At 65.3% G+C, this 14209-nt stretch carries 7 protein-coding genes and 2 pseudogenes; 7 read left to right on the top strand and 2 right to left on the bottom strand.

The window, feature by feature from the left end:
- The first annotated feature begins 537 nt into the window (after positions 1–537).
- Positions 538–6666, top strand: a complete 6129-nt coding sequence (locus ACGFY9_RS03245; RefSeq protein ID WP_393751402.1) for a DNRLRE domain-containing protein — start codon at positions 538–540, stop codon at positions 6664–6666.
- A 19-nt stretch (positions 6667–6685) separates the two neighbouring features.
- Complete coding sequence (locus ACGFY9_RS03240) at positions 6686–7519, top strand: DUF4240 domain-containing protein (RefSeq protein WP_393751400.1); 834 nt, start codon at positions 6686–6688, stop codon at positions 7517–7519.
- Positions 7520–7645: 126 nt separating this feature from the next.
- On the opposite strand, the gene ACGFY9_RS03235 is transcribed toward ACGFY9_RS03240, so the two are convergent.
- On the bottom strand, positions 7646–8842 hold the full coding sequence (locus ACGFY9_RS03235; RefSeq protein ID WP_393751398.1) for an NUDIX hydrolase: 1197 nt from the start codon (positions 8840–8842) through the stop codon (positions 7646–7648).
- Between the two features lie 224 nt (positions 8843–9066).
- Between ACGFY9_RS03235 and ACGFY9_RS03230 the strand changes: the two are divergent.
- A pseudogene (locus ACGFY9_RS03230) lies at positions 9067–9459 on the top strand (NUDIX domain-containing protein); the annotation flags it as partial.
- Positions 9460–9469: 10 nt separating this feature from the next.
- The gene (locus ACGFY9_RS03225) at positions 9470–9793 is read left to right on the top strand and encodes a hypothetical protein (RefSeq protein WP_393751396.1); all 324 of its coding nucleotides are present in this window, start codon (positions 9470–9472) and stop codon (positions 9791–9793) included.
- Between the two features lie 192 nt (positions 9794–9985).
- Here ACGFY9_RS03225 and ACGFY9_RS03220 read toward each other — a convergent pair whose 3' ends face one another.
- Positions 9986–10249, bottom strand: coding sequence for a hypothetical protein (locus ACGFY9_RS03220; protein WP_393751395.1), 264 nt, complete (start codon positions 10247–10249; stop codon positions 9986–9988).
- A 117-nt stretch (positions 10250–10366) separates the two neighbouring features.
- Here ACGFY9_RS03220 and ACGFY9_RS03215 point away from each other — a divergent pair, with 117 nt between their 5' ends.
- From ACGFY9_RS03215 to ACGFY9_RS03205, 3 genes and pseudogenes are all read left to right on the top strand, one after another.
- Entirely contained in the window at positions 10367–12307 is a 1941-nt protein-coding gene (locus ACGFY9_RS03215; protein WP_393751393.1) for an Hsp70 family protein, read from the top strand.
- 14 nt (positions 12308–12321) lie between these two features.
- Entirely contained in the window at positions 12322–13053 is a 732-nt protein-coding gene (locus ACGFY9_RS03210) for a hypothetical protein (RefSeq protein ID WP_393751391.1), read from the top strand.
- Positions 13054–13629: 576 nt separating this feature from the next.
- A pseudogene (locus ACGFY9_RS03205) lies at positions 13630–13899 on the top strand (DUF6417 family protein); the annotation flags it as partial.
- Between the last annotated feature and the right edge of the window lie 310 nt (positions 13900–14209).

The raw sequence follows: 14209 nt of genomic DNA, 5'->3' as shown, positions 1-14209 counted from the left end.
GCAGTTCTGCCACTTGTGTCCATATGTTCCTTCATTTCTTTGAAAAATCATGGACCTCGACGCAGGCCCGTGACGACATCTGCCTGTAACCGCACATCAAGCCTGCAGGGTGCGGGAATTGGTGCGTTCTGCGCATTCGGTGACGTTGTTCGCTGACCATAAGGAGATTCCAGGCGTCATCTTTTGACTGCCTCTTGGTCGAATCGACAGGTTTTCGGAAGCCCTTCCTTGCCTGACCTGCATGATCAGCTCGATCGGTTGACCGATCAGAGGGCAGACGTTGGGAGAGGCTTGACTATGCGTCACAAAGTTGCGTTCGATCGAAGATCGAGATCGGGGCGCGCGCGACGATCGCGTCGGCTGCGGCAGATAGCCGTCGGCGTGGTGATGGCGATGGCTGTGGAAGTGGCGTTGGCGTCACAAGACACAGGGTTGGCATTCGCCGCCGACACCAGCACGGTGGCTGCTTCCGCAGCGTCCGACTCCAGCACGGCGTTGGGGCCTGCGGAGGCAGAGGACGAAGCGTCGGCTGTGCTGATGGCTCGTCTGCAGGACCGGAAGATCGAAGTACTGTCCGAGCGGGCAACGGATTCGACGACGTACGCGCTGCCCACTGGTGAACTGCAGACGGAGGCGTACGCCGGCCCAGTGCGGGTGAAGCAGGACGGCAAGTGGAAGGACATCGACACCTCGCTGTCTGACACCGGTGCGGACTTGACGCCCGCCGCCGCAGTGGCGGACATCGCGGTCTCCGACGGCGGGGACACACAACTGGCGTCGGTGACCAAGGGCAACGACTCCTTCGGGCTGGGCTGGGCGGACAAGCTGCCCACCCCGGAGGTGAAGAACAGCACCGCCTCCTACAATCTCGGCAGCGGACAGACCCTGTCCGTCACGGCTCTCGCGCAAGGCTTCTCGGAGAACATCGAACTTGCCCAGCAGCCCGACGGCGATGCGGTGTCGTACCGGATCCCGCTCGACCTGGACGGGCTGAAGCTGTCCCAGGCCGACTCCGGGCACCTGCTGCTGAAGAACGGCGCCGGCGACCTGGTCGCCGAGGCGCCCGCGCCCGCGATGTGGGACGCATCCAAAGACCCGGCCTCCGGTGAGTCGGCCCATCAGGAGCAGGTCGCGACGAAGATCGAGACCGCTGACGACGGTTCGCAGTCCCTGGTGCTCACCCCGGATGCCGACTTCCTGGCGACGGCCACGTATCCGGTGACGGTGGATCCGACGACCACGCTGGCGGTGACCACCGACACCTGGATACAGACCCCGGACTACACCGACTCCCAGGTCTCCTCGCAGGAGCTGAAGTCGGGCACCTACGACTCGGGCACAGACATCGCGCGGTCGTACCTCAAGTTCGACGTGTCGAAGTTCGTCGGCAAGCACATCACCGACACCAACTTCGCGCTCTACAACTACTACTCCGCGACGTGCTCCACGGCCGGTACCGGCACCACGGTCCGCCGGATCACCTCCACCTGGTCCTCCACCTCGCTGACCTGGGCCACCCGGCCCTCGTCTACGGGTACCGGCGCCGTCGTCAACACCGGTGCGCACGGCTACGACTCGTCCTGCGCAGCAGCCTGGTCGAACTGGGACATCGACGCCATCGTGCAAGCCTGGGCCGACGGCAGCACCAACTACGGCCTCATGGTCTACGGCACCAGCGAGAGCGACTCCACCACATGGCGCCGCTTCCGCTCGGCGAACTACACCACTTCCGGCTACGCGCCGAAGCTGACAGTCACCTACAACTCGTACGCGACCACCAGCGCGCTGGCCATCTCGCCGAGCTCGGTGAACGCCTACAGCGGCAAGCGGTACGTCACCACCTACACCCCGACCCTGTCGGCGAAGGTGACGGACGCGGACGGCTCCACCGTCAAGGGCCAGTTCGAGATCACCAACGACCCGTCCTACAGCGGGGAAACCACCTACTCCTACACCGGCACCTCCGCCTCGGTGGCCTCCGGCGGCACCGCGAAACTGACCATCCCGAGCGCGAGCCAGCTGGCCGGGGCACACCTGCGCATGCGGGTGCGCGGTTATGACGGCACGGACTACGGGGCCTGGTCCTCGTACATCTACTTCGTGCCGAACGTCGCCAAGCCCGCCGCCCCGACGATCTCGTGTGACCCCTACAGCGAGAGCACCTGGACGCTCAAGGATGACGACGGGGCGACCTGCACGCTGGACACATCCTCGACGGACGGCATGGGCTTCTACTGGGGTCTGGACGACTCCTCGGTGCCCAAGCGGATCTACGACACCACCGACGGCAACGGGGGCGACCCGCTGACCATCACGATCGCGCCGGGTGAGGACTGGCACCAGCTGTACGCCAAGACCGTGGACTCCGGCGGAAACCTTTCCTCAACGACCACGGGATACCAGTTCGGTGTCGGTGACGGTGCCGGGCTGCTCACGCCTAGCGATGGCGACACCAGCGCCCGCCGGGTCAGCCTGACGTCCAAAGGCAGGACGAGCTACACCGGGGTCACCTACCAATACCGGCGGGGCGAGACGGACTCCTGGCAGAGTGTTCCGGTCACGGACGTGACCCGATCCTCCGACGCCTCGGCTGTCCCTTCGTGGCCGGTCAGCGTCACCAGCGGCTCTCCCGCGGCGCTCACCTGGAATGTGACGACGTCGCTGTCGCAAGACGGTGCGATAGACATCCGGGCGGCCTTCACCGACGGCACCAACACCGCCTACTCCCAGCCCCACACCATCTCGGTCGACCGCGACGCCGGCACCGCGCCCGCGTCCGAGGTCGGCCCGGGCGAGCTCAACGCTCTGACGGGTGACTTCACCGTGTCGGCCACCGACGCCTCAGGTTTCGGCCTGACCGTCGATCGAAGCGCATCGTCGCGCACGCCCACCGCGGGATCGGATGTAGAGGGTCAGGCCGCGATTTTCGGACCGCAGTGGAGCTCCGGTCTGACCGATGATGCGACCGACACAGACTGGACCTATCTGCGCAATACCTCAGGCACATCGGCAGCCGTGGGCGACGCCGACGGCGACGAGACCGGTTTCACGGCCACCGCTGACGGCGGGTGGAAGCCCGAGCCCGGCTCCGAAGACTTGACTCTGACCAGCAAGAACAGCTCTGGCAGCACGACAAACGACCTGACCAAGGTTTCGGTCTTCACCTTGAAGGACGACGAGGGAACCGCTACCACATTCAAGAAGACCGACTCCTCGACCTCCACGTGGCAGGTATCGACGATATACACCCCGTCGGACAACTCCGCCATCACCGTGGTGTCGGAGAAGGACCCGTCCGGCAGTCTCGTGCGGCCCAAGTACGAGATCGCTCCGACCTCGGCCGTCTCAGCAGCTACCTGCGAGTCCACACCCTCGACTAGAGGCTGCCGCCTCCTGGAACTCGTCTACGCACCTTCAACAACTGCTACTGGCTCCACGCTGGGTAACTACAGCGGTCAGGTCGAGGAGATCCGGGAGTGGTCCACCGCACCTGGCGCCTCCACAGCAACCGCCGTTCCCGTCGCGCAGTACGCCTATGACACGTCCGGGCGGCTGCGGGAGAAATGGGATCCGCGCGTCACCCCGAAACTGAAGACCACATACGCGTACGACAGCGCCGGCCGCGTCACCACTCTCACACCGCCGGGGCTATTGGCGTGGACACTCACGTACGGCAAGGCTGGGGGCGCCGCAACAGCCGGTGACGGCATGCTCCTTTCCCTCTCGCGACCGAACCTTACGCAGGGAACCAAGAGCACCCTTGACGGGACCAACGCCACCAGCAGCGTGGTCTACGACGTGCCCCTGTCCGGCTCCAAGGCGCCCTACAGCATGGCCACCTCCGACGTAGCCGCCTGGGGACAGAGCGATGCCCCCACGGACGCCACCGCCGTCTTCCCGCCCGACTCGGTACCCGCCTCCCACACCGGATCCGACCTGACCTCATCGGACTACAAACGAGCCACCATCTCCTACGCCGACGCCTCAGGACAGGAAGTCAACACCGCCACTCCCGGCGGGGACATTTCGACTACCGAATACGACGAGTTCGGCAACACCACACGCGAACTCAGCCCCGCAAACCGGGAACTTGCCCTGGCCACGAGCGGTGACGCGCTGGATGAGCTGAACCTGCTCGGCATCGCGCAGAACTCCACAGCCGACCGGGCCGCCCAACTGTCGACACTCTCCGTGTACTCCGGCGACGGACTGCGCGAGACCGACGAATACGGTCCGCTGCACCAGATCACCCTCACCTCGGCACTCAAAGCCGGCTCCGGCGGCACCGACCTGGCAGCGGGCACCCGATGGCCGGCCAGACAGCACACCGTCACGAGCTACGACGAGGGTCGACCGAGTGACGGTTCCGCAGAGGTGGCCGACGAGCCGACCACTGTCAAGGTCGGCGCCTACGTGGACGGCTACCCGTCCGACGCCGATGTCCGGACCACCACCACGACCTACGACTGGACCGAGGGCCTGCCGACCAAGTCAGTCATCGACCCAGACGGCCTGGCCATCACCGAGTCCGTCACCTACGACTCGCAAGGGCGCGTGACCAAAACGATCCAGCCCGAGTCCACCGGCTCCGACGCCGGCACGACGGTCACGACGTACTACTCCGCGACCGGAACCGGTACCTGTAACGGCCGCCCCGAGTGGGCCGATCTGGTGTGCACCACCGGCCCGGCCGGCACGATCACAGGAGGCGGCTCGAACCCGAGCCAACTGCCCACCAAGACCATCGAATACGACAGCTGGGGCAATCCCAAAAAGTCCACCGAGACAGCCAACGGTGTCAGCCGCACGGCCGACATGACCTACGACGGCGGCGGACGGCTCCTTCGCACCACCGTCAGCGGCGGCGTGGGCACCGCGGTGCCGGACACGACAAGTACGTACGACGACGCGACCGGTCAGATCGCGACGATGACGTCCAACGGGCAGACCATCACCCACACCTACGACGACCTCGGAAGGGAGATCTCCTACAACGACGGTGCGGGCAACACAGCCACCGCCACCTACGACACGCTGAACCGTGTGGTGAAGACCACCGACTCTGCTCCGTCCACGACCACCTACGCCTACGACACGTCGAAGGACGCACGCGGCGTCGAAACATCGCGCACCGACTCGGTGGCCGGCACCTTCGCGGCGACCTACGATGCGGACGGCGACCTGGCCACCGAATCCCTCCCCGGCGGCTACACGCTTACCGTCGGAGAGGACGAAACCGGAGCACTGACCTCACGGGTCTACACCCGCGACAGTGACAGCGCAGTTGTCGCCTCCGACACCGTCGACCGCTCCGTCCAGGAAGAAGAGATCGCGGACAGCGACACCAGCGGGACTACCCGCAGCCGCCAGTACGGCTACGACATGACGGGCCGCCTAGCCCGAGCCGACGAGACCAACTCGGACGGCTCCTGCACCCGCAGGGACTACGCGTTCGACAAGAACAGCAACCGCAAGACGCTGACCACCGCCACCAGTGACGTGGGCACCGACTGCAGCAGCACCGGCGCCACGACGACGTCATACACCTACGACAGCGCCGACCGTCTCGAAACAACGGGTACGGTCTACGACGCCTTTGGCCGCACCACCACCCAAGCCACCGGCACCACGGTCGGCTACTACGCCAATGACCTGGTCCGCCAGCAGACCGCGAACGGCAAGCGGCAGACCTGGACCCTCGATGCCGCCGGCCGTCTGGCTTCATGGACCACCGAGACACAGGGCAGCGACAGCACATGGACACAGACAGGAGCCAAGACCAACCACTTCAGCGGGGACGACGACACCCCTGACTGGACCGCCGAGGACACCAGCGGCACCATCACCCGAAGTGTTCTGGACCTGGACGACGACCTCGGTGCCATCACCACCGGCACAGGAAACACCGTCCTGCAGCTGACCGACATCCACGGCGACGTCACAGTCCAACTCCCGCTCGACACCAGCAAGAGCGCCGTGGCGCTGGCGTTCGACGAATTCGGCAACCTCGAGGGCGACACCGCCGCCACGCGCTACGGATGGCTGGGAGCCGCACAACGCGCCAGCGACACCGTCACAGGCGCCATCCTCATGGGCGTTCGCCTCTACGACCCGACGAGCGGGCGTTTCCTCTCCACGGACCCGGTCCCCGGCGGCAGCGCCAACGCCTACGATTACGCCAACCAAGATCCACTCAACCAGAACGACCTGTCAGGACGGTGCCCGGCCTGTGCCATTGCGATCCCCGAAATCGTCTTCATATTCGGCGTAGCCGCAGTCATAGCCTTCATCTGGCTGTACTACCAGTACTGCAAGGCGGTCGGCTGCAACGTCGTCATCCCCGTCGCCAGGCCGATTCCGCTCCCCAAGTATCACAGCAAGACGCAAAAGAAGACAAAGAACAAGAAGTACATCGTCTACGAGATCTACTGGAAATTCAAAGGTCATCACCACACGTACAAGTACGGGATCTCCAGAGTGGGAGGCAGCCGGCCCCGGTCGCAGCTCGGCAGCTGCAAAGCCTACTCCGGCCGCACCTGCCACTACAAGATCAAGAAAACGGTCAAGGGCTTCTATTACGCCAGGATCGCGGAGGCGGGGTACATCACTATGTACGCCTGGAATCACGGCCACTGCCCTCCGGGACAGCTGAAAAGCTGCCGGTAACTTCCACAGGAGAACAGGAATGGTAGAAGCAACAATCTGGCACCAGCTACGAGTGCTGGACGGGAAAGCCGACGAGGATTCCGTCGACCGCCTGGTGGCCGAACTCGGCAAGCAGAGGGAAGCAGACATCCTGGCTTTCAGCGAGGCCCTCGCTGAAGCCCTGTGGAAGTTGGACACCGAGCAGCACTTCAATCAGCCAGTCCGCGACATCGACGACCCGGAAGGCGAGCCACTGCCGCTGTCGAGCGACACGTTCCTCTACCTCAGATGCGCGGTGATCGCTGCCGGCCGTGAGCGTTACGACCAGGTGCTGGCCGACCCCTCGGCGCTGGCCGGAGAGTGGGATTTCAGCGAGGCCGAGTTGCTGCTGGAAGCTGCGCCCCAGGCGTATGAAGCAGTAACCGGGCTTGCCTGGGATCACGAAACCGAACTCTCACCAGAGACGGGAAGCAACCCGAACGGCTGGCCGACAGTCCAACAACAAGGCCCCGCACCAAGCGATGACGACGGGCCTTCGTGGCTCTCCTTCTCGCTCGGGCTGGACGAAGGCGTCAGCCTCCCGCTTGAGGAACTCCTCGACGAAGCGGCAGAACGAGTCCAGGCCGATCCGGAATGGCGGACATGGTATGACTCTCTCGGGGTCGAAGAGGTTGAAATCTTCCCACTATACACAACGGGACAGAGCGAACCTCCCAAGATTCGGAAAGGACGCCGCAGGGTCGCGGCGGAGTTCACGCGCTCAACCAGTGAACTGCGGCGCCCCGGTCTGACTGACTCGGAAAACGCAGAAACCGAGATCCGAGAGCTGCTCCAGACAACGCGCGACGCTCTCGAAGCGAGAGAATCTCGCTGACACGGATGACAACCCGCGGTGCCGCCCAGCGCGATCTGGGCGGCACCGCCGTCCGTTCCGGGCCACGAAGCCTGTGGATGACGCAAGCCGCAGCCATTCCCGTGGAACACCACCGAGGCCCGATCCTCAGCATGTCCCGCCCGCAACGACGCGGGACGCCTCCAGCAGCACCTCAAGAATGGCGCCGAGTGTGCTCCAGTCGATCCTGCTCAACGCCGTCAGGTCGCTGAGACGGGCAACCTCCACATAGGTCCGCTCGGAATCTGCCGCCTCGCCATGGGTGGCGGCGTCAGACCTCAGCTTCTCGGTTTCGGGACCGGTGAGTTCGACGGAGTACAGATGCGCCCGGTGCGTGGAGAGCGTGGCGGCAACCTGCCGGACATGATGCTTCCGCAGACGCTCTGGAGCGACGACCAGCCCGGTCTCCTCCCTCAACTCGTTGGCCGCGACACTGCGAGGGTCGGCCATGCCGACAAAGCGCGAACCGCCAGGCAGTTCGCGTACAAACCCATCGTCGGCCGACCCGGTCGTTCGGAACTCACGCACCAGGACAATCTCAGTGTCCTCCAGTGGCCCGTTGTGACGATAGGCGACCACGCTGGCGACATCCGGCCGGCTCAAGACCACCTCGTTGGTCTTCAAGCGGTCCTCGGCGGTGACGTAGACAACCGCCTGCAATACGGAGAAGAGCATGTGTTCGTGGCGTGGACCGACGCGGTGGATCCATTCCTGCCGTGCTTCGCGCAGTTCGTTTCCGGCGCCTTCCAGCGCGGCAAGCCAAGACTGGAAAGCCTCGGTGCGCCAGATCTGCAGCGGGACATGCCGCTGCCCGCCGATGCGACGGGCACCAGACTCGAGCGGCCCGAGCGCATGACTGATCGTCGCAGCGAGTGTGTCCGCGAGAGGGACATGTACCTCCTGGGCGTAGTCACGTTGGTAGCGGACCTGATCCGCCCCCGGCGGGGTCCCCAGTACCGACCGCCCAGAGTCCTTCCAGCGCCCCCATTCGTCGTTCGTCGTCAGCCCCGGCAGGCCGGGCCCGCGGGGGATCCAGAAGAGCACGGCGTCTACCCGATCACCCCAATACAGTTCCCAGTGCCGCTGATCGTCGTAGTCGGGCCATCGGCCACCGTCGCGGGGCTCGGGAACGAAAACGACGAGACCGCCCCTATCACCCCACTGGTCTTCGATCTCGGCCAATGCCTCCGGCCGCCAACTGGCGACGTCATCCGAACGCGGCGTTGGCCCGGCGAGGAAAAGGCTCGCATTCCACTGCGCAGGCGGGCTCTCGCCTGCGCAGACGACGGTAATCCCGTGCTCCAAGAGAGGCGTCCTCCCGGCGGACAGCGTGAGTGGCCGACACCACGGTCGGCCTGCCGCTCGCATCCTTGCACCACACTTGTTGTGCTCGATAGCCTCTGGTTCACCGCTTCTGAACTGCGCGAACGTGGAGTTTCTGCCGACGACAGGAGACTCACCCCAAGAGAAGGCCCGACGGCAGCCCCGGCACATACGAACACGTCGCAGCGGACGACGGAGTCCGGGTTGTCGCTCTTGACGAGCAAGGACGCGTCGTTCTCGTGGAGGACGACTTCTACCTCCAACGACGCCGCATTCTCCATGTTCCTGGCGGCGGCTGCGATGGCCAACCCCCGCGTAAGGCCGCGATCCGGGAGCTGGAGGAAGAAACAGGTTTGATCGCAGGCAGCGTTCGTCCACTTGGGTTCATCGACCCGCTCCCGGCAGTCACCGCTGCGCGGACACATCTCTTTCTCGCGACCGATCTCCGCATCGGGACGGTACGCCGGGACGGCACGGAGGTTGGGATGACCGTGCAGTGGCGGCAACTGCACGAGGCCGTCGAGGCGGTACGCACCGGGGAGATCACCGAAGCCGGAAGCGTGACCGCACTCCTCCTCGCGGGACTGACCCGCAGATAGGGTGACCGCCATGGACGAGGAGGCGCGGCGCGCAGCGTGGGCGGTGTACGTCTCGCTGCACAATCTCGCTGCCAGTCACGTTCTCGGCCAGGTCCCCACCTACGTGCACGATGACAGCGTGTCCTTGGGCGACCTTGAGGATGTCCTCGACCAACTGAACCAGCACGAACGCGTGTTGTGCCGCTCTGACCCTGAACTGGTCCGAGAGGTGCGGGATACGGTCGCCCGCTGGGACTACTCTCCCACCACCCGACTCGTCAGGCTCTTGCCCATGTTGGACCGCCTGGCCGGCATCGCCGGGACGTCCTTCCCGCCTATCTTGCCGCCCACCTGACCGTACGGAGAAGAGCTGAGCCCCGTGCCGTACCGTTCGCAGGACACGTGATGCATGAAATCCACCGTGTCACTCTGAACACCACGCGGGGCCTCGCATGTCAGGAAGTATGCAAATTGCTCGTGCATCACGACCCGGCAAGCGGTGACACCGGATATCCGAATCCCGCTCCCCTCCGGAGATCACCTGTGTTCAATCCGCCTCGTTTCGCTTGAGAATACCGCGAACGGTATTCCGAGAATGCCCGGTGAGCTGGGCGATTTCCACCTCGGTCAATCCTGCTTCCTTCGCGCCGGTTACCAGGGGGTCTCGCGAAGCACGCATACGTCCGTATTCAGCGAGCCGCTCCCGCATTTCATCTTCTGAGGGACCGGGATCCTGTGCCGGGTGTGCACCGGGATCTCCCGTATCGCAGGTGCTGATGAGGTGGGAGCGTCTCTTTGCGTCGGTGTGCATGCGGGCACGCTAACCCGTGTCGTGTTGTGGATGTGCAGTTCTGCGCACCCGTGTTCAAGATTGCACACGGACATTGCTCCGTTCGGGTGGCTATCGGCCCGCTGTGGGCTCACATGCTTGAGCGAGGCGCGTATTTCTGTCAGATCTGTGACTGCCGCCGCACTCTCGGCCCGGCTTCCTGTGCAGTTCTGCAAAGCACTTCCGGGATACCAGGCCGCCAGCGGAGACCGTGCATGCCCGTCTCTGATCGAAATGAGTCCCGTGTTCTCACCTCGCCTTGTCGTGGCCATTGATGTCGGTACGCACGCCATCGGTTCTTCCTGGTGTGTCATTTCAGACTCCAATGCCGACCCGGCCAGCCGGAAAATCCATTTCTCAAATCAATGGGAGTCCCAGCCCGCGCCGACCGCGAAGAACCTGTCCGCTCTCCTGCTGGACGCCAACGGAGATCTGATCGCCTGGGGGTACGAAGCCCGCCGCCTGTGGCTGACTCGGGGAGCTGAACTCCACGAGCAGGGTGCTCGCTATCACCAAGGGTTCAAAATGGATCTTGGCGCGCATCTGGTGCCGGGCCCACAGGACGAGGACGGGACCGATCGCAGCGCGACCGAGAGCGAGAGCGAGCTGCCAACGACGCAGACTGCCGGCCTAGGCGTCGACGAGGTGGCGCCGGACCTGCTGTCGACGTTGCTGCGCCAGGTGGTGACAACGACGCTGGGCCAGATCACCGCCAGCGGCTACGACGAGGACGATGTTCGCTGGTGTCTGACCGTCCCTGCCTGCTGGAGCGACTACCAGAAGGCGGTGATGCGGGACGTCGCCAAGAACGCCGGCCTTCCCGGCGAGGATGGACGGGTGCTGCTGTCCCTGGAGCCGGAATCGGCGGCGCACTATGCCCGCGTCAGCGGCGTGCGCGTCATCGGCGAGGACGACGAGACGGGCGAGGACCTGATGGCGCCCGGGGCCCGCTTCATGGTGGTGGACTGCGGCGGCGGCACCGTCGACATCACCGCCTACGAGAACGACACGGACGGGAAGATGGTCGAGATCGGCCGCTCCATCGGCGACCGCTTCGGCTCCGACTTCCTCAACCGGGCCTTCGAGACCAGCCACTTGACCGAGTGCCTCGGCGACACGGACATCCTGGACGAGATCCGGGACAGCTGCCCCGACGCCCTACTCAACCTCATCGACCAATGGGAGCGCGCCAAACTGCACGTCACCCTCGAACAAGAGGACAGCATCAACCTGCTGATCCCCTCCGCCATCGACCGCCGCATCGGCGCGGCCGTGCGCAAGCGTCTGGCCCGGCGCCAGAACAAGGTCAACGACGCCATCGTGTTGACCCCGGCACACATCCACGCCCTGTTCGACACCGTCGTCCCCGGCACCCTGGACCTGATCGACACCCAGCTCCAGGCCATGGCCGCCACGCGCGGCGAGAACACCCGGGCCGACGTCATCCTCCTCGTCGGCGGTTTCAGCAGTTCCCCCTACCTACAGCAGGCCGTCAAGGAACGCTTCGGCGACCGGGCCCTGGTGATGGTGCCCCCCAACCCCGATATCGCCGTGTTGTTCGGCGCCACGCACTTCTGCTACGACCCGCAGACCCGCGCCCGCCGCAGCCGGTTCACCTACGGCACCGAAGTAAACGAGAGGTTCGAGGAGGGCATCGACCCCGAGGGCAAGCAGCATGTGACCTCCTACGGCATGGTCACCTGCCGTGAGCGGTTCTCCATCTTCGCCCGCGCCGGGGAATCCATCCCCACCGAGGCCGAGGTGATGCACAGCTACATCCCGCTGGAGGACGACGTCGATGAAATGGATTTCGACATCTACGCCACCATCGACGCCGATCCCCGCTACGTCACCGACCCGGGCTGCGATCTCATCGGCACGGTAACGGTGGACCTCTCTTCCGTCATGCGGTTCCCGCGCCGGGAACGGTCGGTCAAGGTCTTCATGAAGTTCGGCGAGACCGAGATCAAGGTCCGGGCCGAACTCGTCCACGGCGGACAGAGCGTGGCCACCCAGGTCCGCTTCCACTCCAACTACTAACCGGTAGAGGATCCATGGACTTCGGCGACATCTTCAGCCACGACGAACAGGCGCGAAACAGCCTCGCACCTCCCTCCGCGCGACGCGCCACCTACGACGCCTTTCCTGAGGGCCCGTTGGAGCAGGCCCTCAGACGGATCGGCCAGCTAGAACAGGCCGTCAAGGCCGGAGAACAGCAGCACACCCAGATGCGTCGCTCCATCGAGCGCCTGGAACGGCAGCTGGGTGTGCTGCTCGCCGCCCGGCTGGAAGGACGAGACGACTTGGCCGCAGCCCCGCACGGCGACCACCAGACCCTCGCCCGCAAATTCCGCACCCTCATCGAACAGAACTTCCTCACCTTCGCCCGTCGCTACTCCAGCCGGTGCGACCGCGTCCTGGACCGACCTGCCACAGAGCAGACCGCCCGGCTGATCAGCCTGCTCAGCCAGCAGTTCTTCACCGACGCACTCCCCGCGAGCCGGGACACCATCCGCTTTCTGCGCTTGCCGGAAGGCGACGGGCATATCGAAACCGCCATCACCACTCTGCGCGGCCACTGCTCCGACCTCGCCACCCGCATCCACCGCGCCGGCCTCGACCACGCCTGGGACTTTGCCGCCCCCAGCGGCGCTCCAGCCGACCCCACACGCCAAGACGTCTGGACCACCTGTGACGCCCGCGCCCCCGTCGGCTTCGTCATGTCCCCCGCCTACCTCGTCAACGGCCGCATCTACTGCCCACAACTCGTCTTCACCACGCGGTAGACGACCGCCTCCACATCCCTCCAGGACAAGACAGTCGGGCATTACCCGATTCCCACCTGAACAGCCCCAGCTTCAGGCACCGTGACGTGATGAGCCGGACGACGGCGCAACGGACCAGGCCGTTTAAGCAGGTGGGATGAGGATGAGGAACTGGGAGAAGAGGATCACTGTGCTGGAGGGTCTCGACGCGCGTCAGCGCGTAGCTCAGCACGGCTGGGTTGTAGAGGACGAGGGACTCGCCGCCTTTCGGCAGGGCGTAGAGGCCGTGGCTGCAGAATGGTTGGCCGTGTTGGCTGATCGCGACACCCGCGCCGAACTGTCCGCCTACGCGGCTCGTCCGGTGCACTGGGCAGCTCGCCTTACCGGACACGGCCGTGATGTCCTGGTGTACGCCACTGCTCGGCCGCAGCCCGAGCCGGAGGCCACGCACCCTGCGCCCGGCGAGCAGCTGATCGAGCTGCGACCTGCACAGATAAGTGCCCTGCGGATCTTCACCACCCTCACCCGCGAGCTGGCGACCCCGCCGGCCGAGGGTCTCGCCGAACGGGTCCGCAGCGCGCGCTTCAACCCCGTGGACAACCGCTGGCACTTGTACCTGATGAGGAACAGATCACGTCCGCCGCCTACGGTTTCTATCTTCATCGGCTGGGCGGGTCGGCGGCCGAGGCCAACCGATTCGGCCGCGACTACGGCGTGGTCTACCGCCCCTCCCCGACCACAGGCGAGCCGACACCAGTCCTTGCGCGAGCCTCACGTCGGCACGATCCCGTGGCGGGCAGATCCGCGCATCCGCCGAGCGGGCACGCCCGGGTACGGACAGCAGGTGAAGGTCCGCTCGGCGAATGAGCCGGGGTGTTTGGGCACAGCGTTCGGCAGCGGGATGGTCCGCAGTGGCGTAGCGCGATGCGAGCGTCGCGAACCCGTCCGTTAGTGAGGAGGCTCGGGAAGTCTTGCCGGAAGGAACGCGCCGGTGCTTTCCACCTCCGCTGGCTCCCGTGCCGGTACTCCAGTGGCGGCGGGGATCTCCGGCTGGCAGAGCGAACCGGGCGGTGTGATGACCTGAGCCGTCCACACCGGTGCGTGTGGGCCTCTCTTGCCGGCAGTTCTCGCAGGCGACTTCGACGAGCCGTCACGGCACACCAGTACCACGGACTGG

It is taken from the genome of Streptomyces sp. NPDC048504 (genome assembly GCF_043200035.1).
GTDB lineage: Bacteria > Actinomycetota > Actinomycetes > Streptomycetales > Streptomycetaceae > Streptomyces.
This window is presented reverse-complemented; position numbering and strand designations above follow the sequence as displayed.

What these genes read in the sequence shown, in the direction of transcription:
- ACGFY9_RS03245 (WP_393751402.1), top strand. Translation starts at nt 538, where the DNA reads ATGGCTCGTCTGCAGGACCGGAAGATCGAAGTACTGTCCGAGCGGGCA.
- ACGFY9_RS03240 (WP_393751400.1), top strand. Translation starts at nt 6,686, where the DNA reads ATGGTAGAAGCAACAATCTGGCACCAGCTACGAGTGCTGGACGGGAAA.
- ACGFY9_RS03225 (WP_393751396.1), top strand. Translation starts at nt 9,470, where the DNA reads ATGGACGAGGAGGCGCGGCGCGCAGCGTGGGCGGTGTACGTCTCGCTG.
- ACGFY9_RS03220 (WP_393751395.1), bottom strand. Translation starts at nt 10,249, where the DNA reads ATGCACACCGACGCAAAGAGACGCTCCCACCTCATCAGCACCTGCGAT.
- ACGFY9_RS03210 (WP_393751391.1), top strand. Translation starts at nt 12,322, where the DNA reads ATGGACTTCGGCGACATCTTCAGCCACGACGAACAGGCGCGAAACAGC.